The sequence below is a fragment of the Coprococcus sp. AF102-57 genome (genome assembly GCF_027686195.1).
GTDB lineage: Bacteria > Bacillota > Clostridia > Lachnospirales > Lachnospiraceae > Allocoprococcus > Allocoprococcus comes.
In genome coordinates, this window is the sequence record NZ_JAQCSY010000005.1 from 84,250 (window position 1) to 104,366 (window position 20,117).

Annotated in this window: 16 protein-coding genes and 1 riboswitch; all 16 genes read left to right on the forward strand. The window is 42.0% G+C overall.

Annotated elements, in window-relative coordinates; translation table 11 throughout:
* The first annotated feature begins 209 nt into the window (after positions 1–209).
* The 16 genes from PGZ10_RS04820 (at position 210) to PGZ10_RS04895 (ending at position 19,751) form a co-directional block, all read left to right on the forward strand.
* The gene (locus PGZ10_RS04820; RefSeq protein WP_270540811.1) at positions 210–2,606 is read left to right on the forward strand and encodes a glycoside hydrolase family 3 C-terminal domain-containing protein; all 2,397 of its coding nucleotides are present in this window, start codon (positions 210–212) and stop codon (positions 2,604–2,606) included.
* 96 nt (positions 2,607–2,702) lie between these two features.
* Positions 2,703–3,413: a LytR/AlgR family response regulator transcription factor gene (locus tag PGZ10_RS04825; protein WP_117557884.1), complete on the forward strand. Its 711-nt coding sequence runs from the start codon at positions 2,703–2,705 to the stop codon at positions 3,411–3,413.
* A complete protein-coding gene (locus tag PGZ10_RS04830; RefSeq protein ID WP_173825934.1) occupies positions 3,410–4,732 on the forward strand; it encodes an ATP-binding protein in 1,323 nt (440 codons plus the stop codon). Before PGZ10_RS04825 ends, PGZ10_RS04830 begins: the two co-directional genes overlap by 4 nt.
* 189 nt (positions 4,733–4,921) lie before the next feature.
* Positions 4,922–7,690: a glycoside hydrolase family 3 C-terminal domain-containing protein gene (locus PGZ10_RS04835; protein WP_270540812.1), complete on the forward strand. Its 2,769-nt coding sequence runs from the start codon at positions 4,922–4,924 to the stop codon at positions 7,688–7,690.
* 23 nt (positions 7,691–7,713) lie between these two features.
* Positions 7,714–8,274 (forward strand): GtrA family protein, encoded by a 561-nt coding sequence (locus PGZ10_RS04840; protein WP_117835221.1) that lies wholly within the window; start codon positions 7,714–7,716, stop codon positions 8,272–8,274.
* A 251-nt stretch (positions 8,275–8,525) separates the two neighbouring features.
* Positions 8,526–9,155 carry a flavodoxin family protein gene (locus tag PGZ10_RS04845; protein ID WP_117824198.1) on the forward strand — a complete coding sequence of 210 codons (630 nt, stop codon included), beginning with the start codon at positions 8,526–8,528 and terminating at the stop codon, positions 9,153–9,155.
* A gap of 127 nt (positions 9,156–9,282) precedes the next feature.
* A complete protein-coding gene (locus tag PGZ10_RS04850; RefSeq protein WP_022220053.1) occupies positions 9,283–10,257 on the forward strand; it encodes a calcium/sodium antiporter in 975 nt (324 codons plus the stop codon).
* Positions 10,258–10,470: 213 nt separating this feature from the next.
* Positions 10,471–11,658, forward strand: coding sequence for a MalY/PatB family protein (locus PGZ10_RS04855; RefSeq protein WP_270540813.1), 1,188 nt, complete (start codon positions 10,471–10,473; stop codon positions 11,656–11,658).
* 26 nt (positions 11,659–11,684) lie between these two features.
* Entirely contained in the window at positions 11,685–12,992 is a 1,308-nt protein-coding gene (locus PGZ10_RS04860) for a Na+/H+ antiporter NhaC family protein (protein ID WP_270540814.1), read from the forward strand.
* A gap of 19 nt (positions 12,993–13,011) precedes the next feature.
* Positions 13,012–14,349 (forward strand): MATE family efflux transporter, encoded by a 1,338-nt coding sequence (locus PGZ10_RS04865; protein WP_270540815.1) that lies wholly within the window; start codon positions 13,012–13,014, stop codon positions 14,347–14,349.
* A gap of 43 nt (positions 14,350–14,392) precedes the next feature.
* A riboswitch (cobalamin riboswitch) is annotated at positions 14,393–14,585 on the forward strand.
* A 208-nt stretch (positions 14,586–14,793) separates the two neighbouring features.
* Positions 14,794–15,993 carry a sirohydrochlorin cobaltochelatase gene (locus tag PGZ10_RS04870; RefSeq protein ID WP_270540818.1) on the forward strand — a complete coding sequence of 400 codons (1,200 nt, stop codon included), beginning with the start codon at positions 14,794–14,796 and terminating at the stop codon, positions 15,991–15,993.
* 23 nt (positions 15,994–16,016) lie between these two features.
* Positions 16,017–16,547 carry a hypothetical protein gene (locus PGZ10_RS04875; protein WP_270540819.1) on the forward strand — a complete coding sequence of 177 codons (531 nt, stop codon included), beginning with the start codon at positions 16,017–16,019 and terminating at the stop codon, positions 16,545–16,547.
* A gap of 185 nt (positions 16,548–16,732) precedes the next feature.
* Positions 16,733–17,002, forward strand: a complete 270-nt coding sequence (locus PGZ10_RS04880) for a hypothetical protein (protein WP_270540821.1) — start codon at positions 16,733–16,735, stop codon at positions 17,000–17,002.
* An 88-nt stretch (positions 17,003–17,090) separates the two neighbouring features.
* Positions 17,091–17,999: a LysR family transcriptional regulator gene (locus PGZ10_RS04885; protein ID WP_270540823.1), complete on the forward strand. Its 909-nt coding sequence runs from the start codon at positions 17,091–17,093 to the stop codon at positions 17,997–17,999.
* Between the two features lie 259 nt (positions 18,000–18,258).
* Positions 18,259–18,783 (forward strand): C-GCAxxG-C-C family protein, encoded by a 525-nt coding sequence (locus PGZ10_RS04890; RefSeq protein ID WP_022220060.1) that lies wholly within the window; start codon positions 18,259–18,261, stop codon positions 18,781–18,783.
* Positions 18,784–18,830: 47 nt separating this feature from the next.
* Positions 18,831–19,751 carry a TDT family transporter gene (locus PGZ10_RS04895; RefSeq protein ID WP_270540826.1) on the forward strand — a complete coding sequence of 307 codons (921 nt, stop codon included), beginning with the start codon at positions 18,831–18,833 and terminating at the stop codon, positions 19,749–19,751.
* Positions 19,752–20,117: the final 366 nt, after the last annotated feature.

The window sequence follows — 20,117 nt, forward strand, 5'->3', positions numbered from 1 at the left end:
AAATGTATTATGTTGATAAATATTATCATTTTTCAACTGCGCAGTAAAGCAAAATATAAAAAAGTTATAACTGAAAAATGTAATTAAAAATGCAGTTCGTGAAGAATTTTCAACCATTTATGCAAGCAGGCTTTTACAGCCTGCTTTCTGTGTTATGCTATTTTCAGCAGGAAAAGAAACAGAGATAGAATAAATAAGGTGGTTTCAAAATGAAAATGAAGTATGAGAATATCATAAAACAAATGACATTAGCAGAAAAAGCACGGATGATGTCAGGTAAAAATACATGGGAGACGGTAGATTTTGAAAAATATGGAATTCCATCGATGACAATGTCAGACGGGCCTCACGGGCTGAGAAGGCAGGCAGGAGCAGGGGATCATCTTGGATTAAACGCCAGCCTTCCGGCGACCTGTTTCCCGACGGCAGCAGGCGTTGCAAACAGCTGGGATGAGGCACTTGGAGAAGAAATCGGAGAGGCACTTGCGGAAGAAGCAGTTACCATGGGAGTCAATGTGATCCTTGGACCGGGACTGAATATCAAGAGAAGTCCACTGTGCGGAAGAAACTTTGAATATTTTTCAGAGGATCCGTATCACGCAGGAAAGATGGCAGCAGCCTATGTGCGTGGAATCCAGAGTAAAGGAATCGCCGCATGTCCAAAGCACTTTGCGGCAAACAGCCAGGAGCTTCGCCGTATGGCGAATAATTCTGTAGTTGATGAAAGAACATTCCGTGAAATCTATACCACCGGATTTGAGATTGCAGTCAAAGAAGGAAAATCAAAATCGATCATGTCTTCTTATAATGAAGTGAATGGTATTTATGCAAATGAAAACAGCCATATGCTACAGGAAATCCTTGTGGATGAATGGGGATTTGATGGCTTTGTAGTTTCTGACTGGGGTGGAAGCAACGATCATGCGCTGGGTGTAAAGAACGGAAGTCATCTGGAAATGCCGGGAACCGGGAAATCCGGTATGCGTGACATTATCCGTGCAGTGGAGAACGGAGATCTGGAAGAATCTGTGCTGGACCAGAGACTGGATGAGCTGTTAAATGTAATCTTTGCAACCCATCAGGCAACTGAGGATGCAAAAGGAAAGCAGTTTGATATAGAAGCACATCATAAGCTCGCAAGAAAAGCAGCGGAGGAAAGCATTGTTCTTCTGAAAAATGAGGATCAGATCCTTCCATTAAAACCGGGGACAAAAGTTGCCGTGATCGGAGATTTTGCAAAGACACCAAGATATCAGGGAGCAGGTTCTTCCCTTGTGAATCCGACCAAACAGCCGGAGGCAATCATGGACGTGATCGGTGAGAGCGGCGTGGATGTCATTGCTTACGAGCAGGGGTATATCCGTAATAGGAAACCGAATAAAAAGCTGATGAAAGCAGCAATTGAAGCGGCAAGAAAGGCAGATGTGGTTCTCTTCTTCGGTGGATTGGATGAGATCAGTGAATCGGAAGGACTTGACCGTACTCATATGGATATGCCATATGCGCAGGATACGCTTCTGGATGAAATAACGACGGTCAATTCTAATGTAATTGTTGTTCTTTCCGCAGGATCTGCAATTGAAATGCCATGGTACTCATATGTAAAAGGAATCGTACATGGATATCTGGGTGGACAGGCAGGCGCCTCTGCGATGATGAATGTGCTGACAGGTAAGGTAAATCCGTCCGGAAAGCTGAATGAGACTTATCCGCTTCATTACAAAGATACGCCGGCATATGCTTATTATCCGAGCAAGGAACGGAGCAGTGAATACAGAGAATCCCTTTATGTGGGATACCGTTATTATACAACGGTTGGAAAAATGACACGGTTCCCATTTGGATTTGGACTCAGCTACACGAATTTTGAGTATAAGGATCTGAAGGTATCTTCCGAAGGCGTGAAATTTATTGTTAAGAATACAGGAAATGTGGCAGGAACTGAGATCACACAACTTTATGTAGGAAAGCAATCCGATACCATTTTCCGTCCGGTCCGCGAGCTGAAAGGTTTCAAGCGAGTGGAACTGGAACCGGGAGAGGAAAAAGAAGTCCAGATTTTATTTGATGATAATAGCTTCCGGTTCTATGATACCAGAACGGACAGTTGGGAAATTGAATCCGGAACTTATCAGATCATGATCGGTGAGAACGCTGAACATATGCTTCTGGAAGATACTTTGGATGTAGTGGGAACTGTAGAAAATGGCGGCTACAAAAAAGAAGAAATGCCGGAATATTTCAGTGGACAGATCAAAGACATTTCGGATGAAGAATTTACCCGTCTTTACGGAAGAGAGATTCCGGATGGAAGCTGGAGCGGCGAGATCCGAATGAACGATGCTGTGTGCCAACTGTATTATGGAAAAGGGATTTTTGGAAAGCTGTTCTATGGTGTACTGAGAATCCTGCTGAAGATCAGCGAATGGCAGGGTAAACCAAACTTAAATGTACTGTTTAACTATAATATGCCGATCCGTGGATACGCAAAGATGACCGGTGGATTTGTGACGATGGAAATGGCAGAAGCGTTGACCGAAATGGCGAACGGACACCGGATTAAGGGAACAGGGCATCTGATCCGGGCAGCAGTAAAGCGAGACTAAAAGAAAAAAGTAGAAATAGACAGGGACTTGTACTAAAATAATTTTAAGTGCAAGTCCCCCTTTGGCGTATTTAATGGGAAAGGAGAAGGGAAACCAATGATAAAGATTGCAATCGTAGAAGATGAAGCACTGTATGCGCAGCAGTTACAGGGTTTTCTGCATCAGTATGAAAAAGAGAACGGAGAATTGTTTGATATTACAGTTTACACAGATGGAGACCAGATCGTACACAAATATCAGTCACAGTACGACCTGATCCTGATGGATGTGGAAATGAAATTCATGGATGGTATGTCTGCGGCAGAAGAAATCCGCAAGATGGATACCGAGGTTGTCATTATTTTTATCACGAACATGGCACAGTATGCGATCCGTGGATATGCAGTGGATGCCCTGGATTACGTGTTGAAGCCGGTTTCTTATTTTGCCTTTTCCCAGCGCCTGAACCGGGCGATCGGACGAATGAAGAAGAGAGAACAGAAAGTGATCATGGTGAATATCAAAGGCGGTGCCGTGCGCGTCAATATCGCTAATATTTACTATATCGAAAGTCAGGGACATACTCTGATCTTGCATACGATCCTGGGAGATTATGAGACCAGCGGAACGATGAAGGAAATGGAAGAAAAACTGAAGGGGATGAATTTCTGCCGTGGAAATAAAGGCTATCTGATCAACCTGCAGCATGTGGACGGGATCCAGGATGGATGTGCGACGGTAAAAGGGGAACAGCTGGTGCTGAGCCGTGCCCGGAAAAAAGAATTTATGGAAGAACTGACAAAATACTGGGGAGAGATTGTAAAATGATGGATACGATAATGCCGGATATCCCACGGTTTTATACGGCACTTGCGGAGTGGCTGGCATGTATGATTTTCATTCTGCCACTGAAGAAAAGAATGGCTAAGAAGACGATTCCGCTGATGGCAGGGGCACTGGTGGTTCAGAGCGTGTTCCTTGTTGTGACAGGGAATCTGATGATTTATTTCTGGATTCCGTGTATGGTCATTGCGGTAATTTTGATGATCGGATTTATTTATGGATGCTGTGATATTGGCAGTACAGATGCAATTTACTTTGGGATGATCGCGTTTGTAGTGGCGGAGTTCCTGGCATCAATCGAATGGCAGGTCGTGTGTTTTATCTGGAAGGGACAGATGCCGGCACTTTGGATCAGGGCATTACTGTTGATTGGAATTTATGGATGCATTGCATTTGTTTTGCTGAAAATCATGCAGACACATCTGCCGAAAGACGGGAAAATGAATATCAGTCCGAAAGAATTATTTTCTGCACAGCTGATTGCTATTGCGGTATTTGCAGTGAGTAATTTGAGTTTCCTGACAAGTAATACACCATTTTCCGGAACGTATTCTTTTGAAATCGGAAATATCCGAACTTTAGTCGATATCGGAGGAATTGCGATTCTGTATGCGCATCTGATCCAGTGTGGGGAACTGCGTGTGAAAAAGGAGCTGGAAGCAGTGCAGAATGTCCTTCAGAACCAGTATGTGCAGTATAAGCAGTCCAGAGAAAGCATTGACCTGATCAATTACAAATATCATGATCTGAAACACCAGATCGCAGTACTCAGAAGTGAGGAAGATCCGAAGAAAAGAGAAGAATTCCTGAACCGGATGGAGGAGGAAATCCGCCAGTATGAAGCGCAGAACAAGACGGGAAATAAAGTTCTGGATACGGTACTTACAACGAAAAGCCTGTACTGCAACAAGCATGGGATTATATTCACCTGTGTGGCAGACGGAACACTTCTGGATTTTATGGATGTCATGGATATCTGCAGCATTTTCGGGAATGCACTTGACAATGCGATCGAGTGCGAAATGAAGATCCCGGAAAAGGAGAAACGCCTGATTCATGTGACGGTATCAAGGCAGAAAAGTTTTCTGATTCTCCGGTTTGAGAATTATTATGAAGAGGAATTGCAGTATAAAGAAGGTTCGCTGATCACAACCAAAAAAGAAAAATCATCTCATGGATATGGACTGAAGAGTATTAAGTATACGGTCAATAAATATGAAGGTGCGGTCAGTATTGATACGAAGGATCATTGGTTTGACCTGAAAATTCTGATTCCGATGAAAGAAAATAAAAAAGAGAATTAAAAAAGATTTTGTAAAAAAGCGTCATGGTTATGTGAAAATGCATAAAAACATGGCGCTTATTTTGTGGAAAAGTTATAGCACAGAAACCGTTTGTGCGGAAAAAGTGCAGATTATGCAGATTTTTACCAGGGGAGAAATGATGTGATAGGATAGGAACATAAGATAAATCATATGGAGGAGAGAAAACTTATGAAGGAAAAAAAGATTCGCAGACCTAATAGAATTGCATTTTGTTTTGTATCATTTTTGCTCATCATATTTATGGTGCTCAATGTGGTAATAACAAATGTGGTGTCACCGTATTTTGGATTCATCCAGAATTTCCTTACAGAAGCACCGAAAAGCAATGAAGCAAAAGAAGCAACTGCTGCATCAGCAGAAGTAACAAAGACAATCGAAGAAGAGGGAATTGTATTATTGAAAAATAATGGTTCGCTTCCGCTGAAAGATGAAAAAATCAATGTATTTGGAAATGGAGCAGCTAATTTTACGTTCGGTGGAACCGGTTCTGGTTCAGGCGATACAAGTGCAAATGTTTCTATTTATGATGGACTTAAGAATGCCGGATTTCAGGTAAATGAAGATCTGGAACAATTTACGGCAGAGAAAAGTATTGCCAGAGAAGACAAAGGTATGGTCGGAAATGATTTCGCAATCAATGAAATTCCTGTAAAGGATTATTCTGATGAACTTTTGAAAGATGCGAAAGAGTTTAGTGATACAGCAGTCGTAGTTATTTCACGAAGCGGTGGAGAAGGCGATGACTGTCCGATGAGCATGGAAGATTATGGCGGGGACGCAGATAAACATTATCTGGAGCTTCAGAATGATGAGATTGAGATGCTTCAGATGGTAGAAGATAATTTTAAAAATGTTGTCGTACTCTTAAACAGCCCAAATGCGATGGAACTTGGATTCCTTGAAGATGAAGCGATTGATGCAGCTCTTTGGGTAGGACTTCCGGGAAGTGTCGGATGTAATGCAATCGGAGAAGTGCTTAGTGGAGTAGTAAATCCCAGTGGACGTACAACGGATATTTTTGCATATGAAGTGGAAAGTGCACCAAGCTATTATAATTTTGGTGGATATGATTACACAAATGTAAAATATGCAAATGCTTCTATGTTTGCAGGAACAGGAACGGCTGCAACCGGTGATAATCCATATCATTATGTAGAATATGTAGAAGGAATCTATGTAGGATACAGATATTATGAGACAGCGGCTGCTGATGGATATATCAATTATGATGAGACGGTTCAGTATCCGTTTGGATATGGACTCAGTTATACTGATTTTTCAGAAGAAATTACAGATTTTAAAGCAGATGGAAAGACCGTTTCTGTAGATGTAAAAGTTACGAATACAGGAGATGTAGCAGGAAAAGACGTAGTAGAATTATATTATTCTGCACCATATAACAAAGGTGGTATTGAAAAATCACAGGTTATTTTAGGTGGATTTACAAAGACAGATTCGTTAGAGCCGGGAAAGAGTCAGACCGTAACTGTTTCATGGAATTATGAAGATATGGCAAGCTATGATTATTCTGGTATTAAGGCAGATGGAGGTGCGTATGTACTGGAAGCCGGAGAATATCAGATTAACTTGCAGAAAGACAGTCATAATGTGATTGATAGCAGAAAGATGAAAGTCGACCGGGATTATATTTACAATGAGGCAAATGACGGTGCGAGAAGCTCAGATGAAATTGCAGCTACCAATCAGTTTGATGATGTAAGCTTTGGGGATAATCTGACTTATGTCAGCAGAGCGGACTGGGAAGGAACAATGCCAAAAGAACGTGCAGTACAGAGTAAAGAAGCAACCAAAGAACAGGTGGCAGCACTGGAGAATGGCACGCAGTTTGATATTGATGATGATGTAGATGATATTGTAGTAAAGAATCATGGACTTAAGTTGAAAGATATGAAAGGTCTTGATTATGATGACCCTAAATGGGATGAATTGATGGAACAGGTATCTGTCAAAGAAATGAAACTTCTTATCGGAAATGGTGGATGGGAAACAATGCCGGTTAAGAGTGTTGGAAAGCAGTTTATGACAGAATGTGATGGACCGAATGGTATCAATAACCTGATGGCAAACAAATTCTCCGGTGTAAACGGAAATAACTTTACTGGACAGTGTGTATTAGGACAGACCTGGAATACAAGTCTGGCTACAACAATGGGAGAGAGCATTGGACAGGAATGTGTCGAATACAATATTGCAGGTCTTTATGGACCGGCTATGAATATCCACAGAAGCCCATTCAGTGGTCGAAACTATGAATATTATTCAGAGGATGGTTTTCTTTCCGGAAAAATGGCAGCAGCAGAAGTTATCGGAATCCAGTCAAAAGGCGTAAATTGTTATAATAAACATTTTGCAGTAAATGATCAGGAAACGAATCGTGATGCAGGCGGTCTGGTTACGTGGGTAAATGAACAGGCAATGAGAGAAATCTACCTTAAGGGATTTGAAGTTGCTGTTAAGGAAGGCGAAGCAATGGGAATCATGTCTTCATTTAACCGAATTGGTACAGTACCGACAGCAGAAAGTTATCCACTTTTAACTACCGTTCTCAGAAATGAATGGGGATTCAAAGGGTGTGTAATTACAGACTGTGTTATGGCTTGTACGACAGAGGATGTAAACCAGTCTTTACTTGCCGGAAATGATCTGCAGCTTACTGTTCTTGGACAGCTTAAGATTTTAACAGATACACCAGTTCAGAAACAGGCACTTCGCAGAGCAACAAAAAATATTTTCTACATGATTGTAAATGGTGATTCTTTGAATTATATAAGCACATCTATGCCGACTATTGAAAAAGTTTTGATTGTGGTTGATATAATTATTGCAGCATTATTTGTGCTTTACTATGTAAAACGTCATAAAAAAATGACAAAATGGAAAGCTTCACAGAAGCAGAAAGAAGAAGTAGAAAAGTAGAAAAGTGAAAGGGCAGCAATATGATAGACAGTATTAAAAATTCATGGCAGCACTTCGCAGACAAGCATCCCGGAGCCTCCAAATGGATCCGGGAGGGCGGTCTGTTCGTGATCGTCAGCAACCTGATCACAGTGCTCAAATATTTACTCTTGTTGTTCCTGCCGTTGGCATTTGCAGGACTTCCAAAAGTAGATTTCGGATTTCCGGGAATTGACATTACTTTATTCGGTGAGACTTTCAAGTGGAACATCATCGGATATGACGCCGCACATGGCGGACTTCCTTATTTTTGTGCGTACATGATCGCGATGGTAGTCGGAGAGTGTATTAACTTTCCGATCCAGAGAAATTTTGTATTTCGCAGTAAAGGAAAAGTATGGTATCAGGCATTCTGGTATCTGATCGCATTCTGTATTGTTACCTGTATCGTAAACTCGATCAACTGTATCTGGGTTGCGGTAGCCGGGATGTTTGTGCCGGGATGGTTATACAATATTGGAACGACAGTGTTGAATGGAGGGGTATCGATGGTGGTATTCTTCTTCGTAAATAAGATTATTTTCCCGGAAGGGGAAGGAAAGTAAGCGTTGTCAGGATTGACGGCGAATAAGAAAATAAAACGGGACAAATCCGTTGCGCAGGGCATTCCGAGAAGCCTCTGAGAGTGAAAATTGTGTCAGCAAAGGCTTCCACAATTTCTGAGTCTTCTCTCCATTGCACAACAATTGGATTTGTCTCGTTTTATTTTCTTATTCGCCTGACAACATTTTCTGCAAAACCCAAAAAAAGTGATAGAATAGAAGTAGTAAATTGTCAGAAAAGGAGAATCATTATCATGAAAGAAAATTTAAAAGTACTTATGATCAACGGAAGCCCGAAAGCAAACGGAAACACAGCCATTGCATTAAAAGAGATGGAGAATATTTTCAAAGAAAACGGAGTAGAAGTTGAGACAGTTGTTATCGGTAACAAAGCAGTCCGCGGCTGTATCGCCTGTGGTTCTTGCTACGAAAAAGGACAATGTGTTTTTGACGATGTAGTGAATGAGTTAGCTCCGAAGTTTGAAGAAGCAGATGGTCTTGTAATCGCAAGTCCGGTGTACTATGCGTCTGCAAATGCAACTCTGATCGCCTGTCTTGACAGACTGTTCTACAGCAGTCATTTTGATAAAACGATGAAAGTGGGAGCAAGCGTTGCCTGTGCAAGACGTGGCGGATGTTCTGCGACATTTGATGAGCTGAACAAATATTTTACCATTTCCGGAATGCCGGTTGCATCCAGCCAGTACTGGAACAGCATCCATGGAGCAGCACCGGGAGAGGCCGAAAAGGATGAGGAAGGAAGGCAGACGATGCGTACACTTGCAAGAAATATGACTTTCCTTATGAAGAGTATTGCACTTGGAAAAGAGCAGTTTGGACTTCCGGAAAAAGAAGCAAAGATTCCGACAAATTTTATTCGGTAGAACAAGTAAAAGGCAGGGATTTGTGAAATATCACGAATCCCTGCCTTTAGAGTTGACAGCCAAATTTTCTTGTTTTATAGTGGAAGTTGCAATTTGGTAGGAAGTATTTAAAAGAGAGGTTTTGGTCATGGCACTTATAAAATCAATCATTATTTTAATTATAGGGTTTGCTCTATTGATGAAAGGAGCAGATTATTTTGTAGAAGGAAGTTCTTCTGTTGCGAAGCAGCTTCATGTTCCATCGATGATCATCGGTATGACCATCGTTGCAATGGGAACCAGCCTTCCGGAATGTGCGGTCAGTGTAACGGCATCCCTGACAGGAAATAACTCACTTGCGGTAAGTAATGTTGTCGGATCGAATATTTTCAACTTGATGGTTGTTTGTGGAGCCTGTGCGTTATTTGCACCTCTTACGATAAAAAAAGATACATTGAAAAAAGAGTTTCCATTATCAATTATCTGTGCGGCCTTGCTGATGGTGCTTGGATATGTCGGGATGCTTTTAGGACATTTAGATGGCGGTGTATTTCTCCTTATTTTTGCAGCTTATCTGATCTGGATGATTGGTTCTGCCAAGAAAGCAAGAGCAGCACACAAAGAGAGTCAGATGATGCTCGAAGAGGGAGAATTAGTAGACGAAGAAATTCAGATCCTGCCACTTTGGAAATGTGCATTATTTATTGTTGGCGGCATGATCGCAATCAAGTTTGGCGGTGATTTTGTTGTAGACAGTGCTTCAGCACTTGCAAGCGCATTCGGACTCAGTCAGACACTTATCGGACTTACCATCGTTGCGATGGGAACCAGTCTTCCGGAACTTGTAACATCGATTGTTGCGGCAAGAAAGAATGAAGTGGATATGGCACTCGGAAATGTGATCGGTTCTAATATTTTCAATATCCTGTTGGTACTTGGAGTTGCAGCTGCCATCAGTCCAGTGAAATTTCTTACCGATAATATCATTGATACGGTTGTACTGATTGCGATGAGTCTTGTTGTTCTGGTGTTTGCATGGACTTCAAAAATGATCGACCGAAGAGAAGGCGCTACGATGCTTGGAATGTATGCAGTGTATATGGCATATATTTGCATACGATAAAATAAAAGAATCATAAGGAAAAATGGCTGTGGATGAAACCTGCCCCAAAAGTTAGACCTAAATTCTAACGATTGGAAGTCGGTTCAATCCACAGCTATTTTTATTGGGTCAGTGTACATTCTATTTTATACTTCTATAGAAAAAACATTGACATGTCTAACAAAAAGAGGTATAAAAAACGAGAGAATTTTGCGACAAGGAGAAAGGCATAAGATGGGAAAGTACAATTTTGATGAAGTAATCGACAGACATGGAACGGACTGCCTGAAATATGATTTTGAAATGAAACGAAAGGGAAGAGATGATCTGCTTCCGCTCTGGGTGGCAGACATGGATTTCCGTCTGCCGGATGAAATTCTGGATGAATTCCACAAGAGAATTGACCATGGAATCTTTGGTTATACGGATCCGCTGGATGAATATTTTGCAGCAATGAACCATTGGTTCTCCACACGTTATGGATATACGATCGAACCGGAGTGGGTAACACTTGGTGCTGGGATTGTCTATGCACTTGGAACCAGCGTAAGAGCATTTACCGAAGAGGGAGATGCCATGATGGTTATGCAGCCGGTTTACTATCCATTCAGTGAAGTAATAAAAAATGACGGAAGAAGATTGGTAAACTGCCAGCTTCGCTATGAGAATAATCATTATTCAATTGATTTTGAAAAGATGGAAAAAATGATTCAGGAGGAAGGCGTAAAAGCGCTGATCTTCTGTAATCCGCACAACCCGGTCGGCAGGGTCTGGACAAGAGAAGAACTGGAAAGAGTTGCAGAAATCTGTCTGAAATACAATGTAATCTGGATGGTGGATGAAATGCATTGTGATTTCATTTTCCCGGGACATACCTTCACAAGCTGTATGAATCTGGACGAAAAGTACCGTCAGATCCTTGCGCTTTACAGCTCCCCTGGAAAGACATTCAATGTAGCAGGATTTCAGCCGGCAAATATCATCATTCCAAATGAAGAGCTGCGGAAGAAATACCAGTGGGCAAATACACAGGCAGCTTACAGTCAGGGAAGTCTGATGGGACAGCTTGCAGTCAAGGTATGTTACACCAAAGGTGCTGAGTGGGTAGATGAACTGGTGCAGTATATTTATGAAAATGTAAAATATATGAGCAAGTTCGTGAAAGAGAATTTCCCGAAAGCGAAGATGGTAGAGCCGGAAGGAACCTATCTGGTATGGGTTGATTTCTCTGGTTATGGTTTTAGTAATGAAGAACTGGAACATCTGATGCTTGAAGAGGCAAAACTGTGGCTGGATTCGGGAATTATCTTCGGACCGGAGACCGCTCAGTTCGAGAGATTCAATGTTGCCTGCCCGCGTGTGACTTTGGAACAGGCACTGACTCAGCTTAAGGATGCATTGGATAAACATTTGGCAAATTAGAAAAAAAGGATGAGAGGACAAGTAAGATGGATAAACAAAAGAAAAATCTTGGAGCAGCAGCATTTCTTCCGCTGATTGTATTTCTTGCATGTTATGTAGGGTGTGGAATTACATTTACACTAATGGGAGTCACGGAACCATTTGGAAAATTTCCGCGTCACGTGGCCCTTTTGGCAGGCTGTGCAGTAGCATTGCTGTTGAACAGAAAAATGAATGTGGCAGATAAACTGAATATTATGACGACAAATATGGGAAATTCAGGAGTTATGATGATTGTTCTGATCTATCTGATGGCCGGCGGATTCCAGGGAGCAGCGGCGGCAATGGGAGGAAAAGACTCAGTTGTAAATCTCTGTCTGCATTTTATTCCGGTGAAGCTTTTGGTTCCGGGTGTATTTTTGATGTGCTGCTTTATTTCTACATCGATCGGAACATCCATGGGAACGATTGCAGCGATGGCTCCAATTGCGATCAATGTGGCACAGGGAGCGCATTTAAATGTTGCGGTAGTCGGTGCGGCAGTGATCGGAGGCTCATATTTTGGTGATAATCTTTCCATGATTTCAGATACAACTATTTCCGCAGCAGAAGGATGTGGTTCTGAGATGAAAGACAAATTTAAAATGAACTTTTTCATTGCTCTTCCGGCGGCAATTGTGGCAATAATCCTGTACTCGATTTTTGGCGGAGTAGGAAGTGGGGCGATTGAAGCAGGAAGTTACAATATTATTGAAGTTCTTCCGTATTTCATAGTTCTCATTGCGGCACTTATGGGAGTTAATGTTGCGGTAGTCCTTTTTGTCGGAATACTTGCATCCGGTATCATTGGACTTTGTGTCGGAAGCTGTGGATTTTTTGAATGGATCCAGGCAATTGGAAGTGGTATGAGTGATATGTTCAGTATCAGTATCGTTGCCATTCTTGTATCCGGTATCATCGGTCTTGTACGTGAATATGGCGGTGTTGAATGGCTGGTGGGTACGATCAGCAGCAAGATCAAGAACAGACGTGGTGCGGAATATGGAATCGGACTGATGTCAGGTATCCTTTCCGCAGCTATGGTAAATAATACGATCGCAATCATTGTTACCTGTCCGATTGCAAAAGAAATCGGGGAAAAATATAAGATCGCACCGAAGAGACTTGCCAGTCTGGTGGATATCTTTGCCTGCGCATTTATTGCACTGATGCCACATGATGGTGGCATGCTGATGATTACGGCACTTGCTGATGTATCACCGCTTAATGTACTGAAATATTCGTTCTATATGTTTGGACTGATTATTGCGACCTGCGTTACGATACAGTTCGGATTGATGGACAAGGAAAATTAGACAGGATGAAATTTAAAATATGAAAGATCTAACAAAAGGAAAACCATCCACACTGATATTGGCTTTTGCGCTGCCGATCTTTTTCGCAAATCTTCTGCAGCTTACATACAGTCTTGTGGATACCAGAATTGTCGGAACTTTCCTGGGAGAGGACGCGCTGGCGGCTGTCGGCGCGACCACAACCTTAAGTAATCTGATCGTAGGATTTCTGCAGGGACTTTCCGGTGGATTCGCCATTATCATCGCACAGAAATTTGGCGCAAAAGATTATAAAAATGTGAAGAAATCATTCGCAATGTCGCTGACCATGGGTACAGGAATTGCAATATTTTTTACGGTGTTCGGATTGTTATTTTTACAACCGATCTTAAATATACTGAATGTTCCGGCAGATCTGATGGCGACGGCGAAAAGCTATATTTTCGTGATCATCGCAGGGCTTGTGGCGACATTTCTCTATGATGCATGTGCGGCAGCACTCCGGTCACTCGGAGATACCGTGACGCCTCTTGTGATCCTGGCAATCTCAGTTGCACTGAATATTGTTGGGGATCTGCTTTTTGTCGTAGTGCTGAAAAGCGGAGTGCGGGGAGCTGCGATCGCAACGGTACTGGCGCAGGCAATCGCCTTTGTTGTGTGCTGGATTTATATGGTAAAGAGATATGAACTGTTAAGACTTAGCCGGGAAGATTTCAAAGATCCGAATCCGGTTATGGTGAAAAATATGCTGGGTGCGGGAATGTCCATGGGATTCATGAGTTCTCTGATCAATATCGGTTCCCTGACGCTTCAGACAGCGATCAATAAACTTGGAAATGATTATATCGTAGCACAGACAGCGGCCCGGAAGCTGACCGAAATGTTCATGATCATGTTTACAGTATTTGGAAATACAATGGCGACCTATTGTGGACAGAACCTTGGAGCAGGAAAGATCGACCGGATCAAAAAAGGGATCTGGCTTGCGATTTTCTATACTTGTATCTGGTGTACACTTGTGATCGTGGCAAGCTACACGATTGGAGATAAACTGGTCTATCTGGTAACAGGTACACATAATGAAAATGTGATCTTAAATGCGACCAGATATCTGAAATTTGATACATTGTTTTATTATGTAACAGCAGTAATCTGCATTGTGCGAAATGCCATGCAGGGACTGGATGACCATATTACACCGATCGTATCAAGTACACTTGAGATGCTTGGAAAAATTGTGATCGCATTTACACTGGTTCCACATCTTGGATACACGGGGGTTATCATTGCGGAGCCGATTGTGTGGTTTGTGATGGTGATTCCGCTGATCGTGCAGATTTTCCGGATGCCGGTGCTGAAGCAGACAAGCCTTTCTTGACACTATTCATACGCCTGTGCTAGAATAGGCTTGTTTCAGAAAAATAAATACAGATGCGTAAGGTGTCAATCAGACGGAACGTCTGGATTGGTGAAAAGGGAAACAGGTGCAAGTCCTGTATGAACTCGTCACCGTAATTTGCAAGCTTAGGCTGTCATACCACTGGGAGACCGGGAAGGAAAGCCACAAGCGTCTGAGCAATCAGTCGGGAGACCTGCCTTTCGCAGTACAGGAACGGAAAGTTCATGCCACGAGTAACTGGCAGTACGAAAGATAGAAACTTCAGACTGATTTTGCAGAGGGCAAAATGTCAGTTTCTTTTTTGTACGCCCTCGTTAAATTTAGATACGGGGGATTTTTTTGCTTACAAAAAATATGCTGTAAAGTGTAATGAATATCATTCCGATTCCTGAAAGTATGACAAAAAAGTCAGGGAGGATCAAGATGAAGAAACGAGTATTAGTAGCATTATTGGCAACAGCACTTACGGTGTCTATGATGACTGGATGTGGAAGCAAGAAGACAGAGGACACTTCTTCTACAAAGACAGAAGAAACATCCGAAGACAGCGATCAGGAGGCAGCAGACAAAGTGGCAAAGCTGATCGATGACATTTATGTACAGGAAAGAACAGACAAGACAGATGAACAGTGTAAGGCTGCAAAAGAAGCCTGGGATAAGCTTACTGATGCACAGAAAGAACTGGTAGAAGGCGAGAACGCTGATCCGGATTATTTTGGAAGGGATACAGGCGATGCATCGAAAGATGATCCGCTGAACGAAGATAACATCGGAGAAAAAGAAATTCTGGTTGTAAGCTTTGGTACATCTTTCAATGACAGCCGTGCAGAGGATATCGGTGGTGTGGAAAAAGCACTTCAGGCAGCATATCCGGACTGGTCTGTAAGAAGAGCATTTACAGCACAGATCATCATCAACCATGTACAGGCCCGTGATGATGAGAAGATCGACAACATGGATCAGGCACTGGAAAGAGCAGTCGACAACGGGGTTAAGAACCTGGTCGTACAGCCGACACATCTGATGCATGGTGCCGAGTATGATGAACTGACAGAAGCAGTTGAGAACTACAAAGATAAATTTGAATCTGTAAAAATTGCAGAACCACTTCTCGGTGAAGTCGGAGCGGATGAAACAGCGATCAATGAGGATAAAGCAGCTGTTGCAGAAGCAATTACAGCAGAAGCTGTAAAGACAGCTGGATTTGACAGCCTGGATGCGGCAAAAGAAGAGGGAACCGCATTTGTATTTATGGGACATGGAACTTCTCATACAGCAAAGATCAGCTATTCTCAGATGCAGGCACAGATGGAACAGCTTGGTTATGAGAATGTATTTATCGGAACCGTAGAAGGCGAACCGGAAGATACCGCTTGTGAAGCAGTAATTGAAAAGCTGAAAGATGCAGGATACAAGAAAGTAATCCTTCGTCCACTGATGGTTGTAGCAGGAGATCATGCAAACAACGATATGGCAGGCGATGATGACGATTCTTGGAAGAGCCAGTTTGAAGCATCCGGAGTATTTGACAGTATTGATACACAGATTGCAGGTCTTGGTGAGATCGATGCGATCCAGCAGCTTTATGTGGCACATACACAGGCTGCAATTGATGCAGAATAAATAAAAAAAGAGGGATTTATAAGATGAAAAAGAAACTGTTAGTATTGGTATTATCTGCTGTAATGGCAGTGGGAATGATGAGCGGATGCGGTGCAAAAGATGAGGCGTCCGATTCAAAAGCAGAGGCAACAAAAGATGTTTCAGTTGTAGAAGATCAAGAACAGGAAACTGTAGAATGTGAACTTGAAGATGGAACCTATATGGCAGAATTCAATACCGACAGCGGAATGTTTCATGTAAATGAAGCGAATGACGGAAAAGGAACACTTACCGTAAAAGACGGAAAGATGACGATTCATGTCAGTCTGGTTTCTAAGAATATCGTCAACCTGTTTGAAGGAACATCCGAAGATGCACAGAAAGATGGTGCAGAACTTCTGGAACCTACAACAGATACGGTAACCTATAGCGACGGTGCAACAGAAGAAGTTTATGGATTTGATATTCCGGTTCCGGAGCTGGACAAAGAGTTTGATGTTGCTCTTATCGGAAAAAAAGGAGTCTGGTATGATCATAAGGTAAGTGTGACCAATCCGGTGAAAGTCGAAGAATAATTGAAGATAAGTGAAAGGACTGTTTCCCTGAGAAATGGGAAATGGTCCTTTTTTTGCTTGGGCATGAACTGGATAACACTATACTTTTATATGTCAAATAGTGTATACTAGGCAGTGGAAGATCATACAAAAGAGAGAATGTTTTGTATATAAAAACTAAAATGTGGAGAGGAAGTTAAAATACGATGTACTACGTACCAGATGGCACAAAAGAGTGTGGATTTTATGAATGTAAAAAATGTGGGAACCGTTTCTTATCCTTACAGACAATGAACCGGATCCCTTGTCCGGAATGTGAGGCAGAGATCGACTATGAGATCGGACCGGACGAATCCATGGAAGACGTTTTTGATACAGCAGAATTACTGGAAAAGATCGTTGGTGAAGAAGAGGTTGAGAAGATGGACGGACTTCTCAGTCTTGCGATTACCGGTGGAGATTGCAATTGGATTTAATTTTTCAGGTAAAATTGTTCACTGGTGGTCAGGATGAACAAACAGAGTATATTATAATAGAAATATGAGTAAAAGAGGGAGAAAATAGATGGATATTCATGATTTGAAAATATTTCTGACAATCGCGCAGGAAGGCAGTGTTTCCAAAGCATCCAAAATCCTTTATATGACACCGCAGGGAACAAGTAAGGTACTGAAGAACCTTGAGACAGAGATGGGATGTCAGTTGTTTATCCGGGATAAGTCCGGGATGCAACTTACGGAAAGCGGAGAGAGATTCCGCGAGTATGCGCTGAAGGATGTAGACGATTATTATCAGGTAAAGAAAGATATTCTGCATATTGAGCAGAGACAGAAGAAGGTTGTAGATCTTTTGTCAGCATATGGAATCTTGCGTCTGCTTACGCCGGACTGTCTTGTGGCATTCAAGGAAAAGTATCCGGATATTGAGTTCCATTACCGAGAATATCCGGATCTTCCAGTCGAACAGCTTTTTGCCGGTAATGAAGGAAATGTGGCATTTTCCATCGGAGATTTTGATGAGCATTTATATCAGGTTGTGCCGCTGGAAACATTTCCAATTAGGCTTCTGGTAAATGAAAAGCATCCGCTTGCACAGAAAGAAAGTGTTACGATTGAAGATTTGCAGGGAGAGCCGATGTTTATTGAGAGCAGTCAGTTTCATATCTATCATCTGATCGTAGAAAAATGTGAGAAAGCCGGTTTTGAGCCGGATATTATTTTTCAGACCAGCGGTTTCAGTCTGTGTCACAAGATGGTAAAGGCAAATAAAGGGATTTCTGTGGCAGTAGATTTTATTTATGATGACATGCGGGAAGACGGAATGAAGCTGATCCCGTTTTCTGATGGAAGATATGAATGGAAAGCCTGCATGATCACAAGACGGGATGAAGAAGAGAATGAAGGCGTGCAGTGTTTCCGGAAACACGTGCAGGAATGGCTGCAAAAGATCCGCTCGGGAGAGATTACACGATAAGAAAAAAGTTGCTAAGAAGTAACGAAAAGTTGCAGGCGAGTCACAAACTATACAGAATGCATGAAAAAGCAGAGTATAGCTTGTGACTTTTTTGTCGACAATTATATAAAAATAGAGAATAACTATAATAATGGAATATTTATAGAAATAATGAATTTGAATAAAATGCACAAAAGAATATAATAGTAATACATGGATGTTGGCGGAATATACAAATAATCGCGCCGGCACAAATACAATTTTACAGGAGGTTTTGAAAATGAATATCGGAGTAACAGAAATCAGTCCAAGAGAAGTGCAGAGAAAGGCAGAAAAGTGTTTTAAAGACGGATACTATTGCTGTGAAGCTTTGGTAAGTACGATTCGTGATGAATTTAAACTGGATGTACCGAAAGAAGTTGTAGCTATGGCATCCGGAATGGCAGTAGGAGCAGGAAAATCAGGATGTGTCTGCGGTGCATTTAACGGAGGAATTCTTGCACTTGGAATGTTCTTTGGACGTACCGAGCAGGATGGACCGACTAACCCGAAGAGTATCAAATGTATGGAGCTTACACACGAACTTCATGACTGGTTCAAGAAGGCAAATGGTAAAAATGCGATCTGCTGCAGAGTTCTTACGAAAGAATTTAATATGGGACAAGGTGAACATAAAGAGCAGTGTATATATTTTACAGGACTTTGTGCATGGAAGGTCGCACAGATTGTCTGTCGTGAACTTGGCATCAAAAACTTAGATGAAATTGATGAACCATGCGAAAGAAGAAAAATTGCAGATATTTAAATGAAGTGGTAACGACAGCCGCTTGATGAGAGAAAGGGAAAGAAACAATGAAAGACGTAATTAAGAAAGTACCGATTCCGCTTTGTGGAGTCATGCTTGGCGCGGCAGCACTTGGAAATTTACTTCAGAGCTATTCAGAAGGAATCCGTTATGTATGCGGTATATTCGCAGCATTTCTTCTGATACTGGTGCTTTTGAAGCTGATCATGTTCCCGGGAGCAGTGAAAGAAGATATGGGAAATCCGATCATGGCAAGCGTATCAGGAACATTTCCGATGGCACTCATGATTCTCAGCACTTATGTAAAACCGTTTATCGGAAAGGCAGCTTATTACATATGGCTTCTGGCAATCATTCTTCACATCATTCTGATCATATACTTTACGGTGAAGTTTGTTCTGAAACTTCAGATGCCGAAAGTATTTGCAAGCTATTATATTGTATATGTAGGAATCGCTGTAGCGGCTGTTACAGCACCGGCTTATGAGCAGCTTGGAATCGGAACCGCAGCATTCTGGTTTGGATTTGTAACACTGATCGTACTTCTTGTATTTGTAACCTATCGTTATGTAAAGTTCAAAGAAGTACCGGATCCGGCAAAACCGCTGATCTGTATCTACGCAGCACCGACCAGCCTGTGTATTGCAGGTTATGTACAGTCCGTAACACCGAAATCATACGGTTTCCTGATGGCAATGTTCGTAGTTGCAACGGTTATTTATATTTTTGCCCTGATAAAAGCAGCAGGCTATCTGAAGATGCCATTCTTCCCAAGCTATGCAGCTTTCACATTCCCGTTTGTTATCAGTGCGATCGCAACGAAACAGACGATGGCCTGTGCAGCAAATATGGGACATCCGATGCCATTCCTCAAATATATTGTTTTGATTGAGACAATCATTGCAGTGGTACTGGTGGTATATACTTATATCCGCTTTATGGGGGCTATTTTCGGAGGAAAGAAATAAAAGATTTGACCGGACAGATAAAAAAGGGTAAACTTAAATTTATCAAGAATATGTCGGATGAGGGACGCCCTAGACACCGCAAGGGGCCGAAGAAGCAAAGCGTAAGGTAACATCTTCCTTTCGTGGAAACTGACAGGCAAAAAGGAAGGCGACCTGACGAATCTTTGGAGAGTGTGCAAAGAGAGCACCACCTACGAGGCTAGAACCAACTGGTAAAAGGACAGAGAAAACAGATGAACGATTTATTTCGTGCGTCTGTTTTTCTGTCCTTTTTATATGGGCACTTATATGAGATGGGATTGTTAGCAGGGGTACGTGGTGGCATACAAAAGTAATATCCGAGGAAGAAGGGAAAGGGCATTTTTT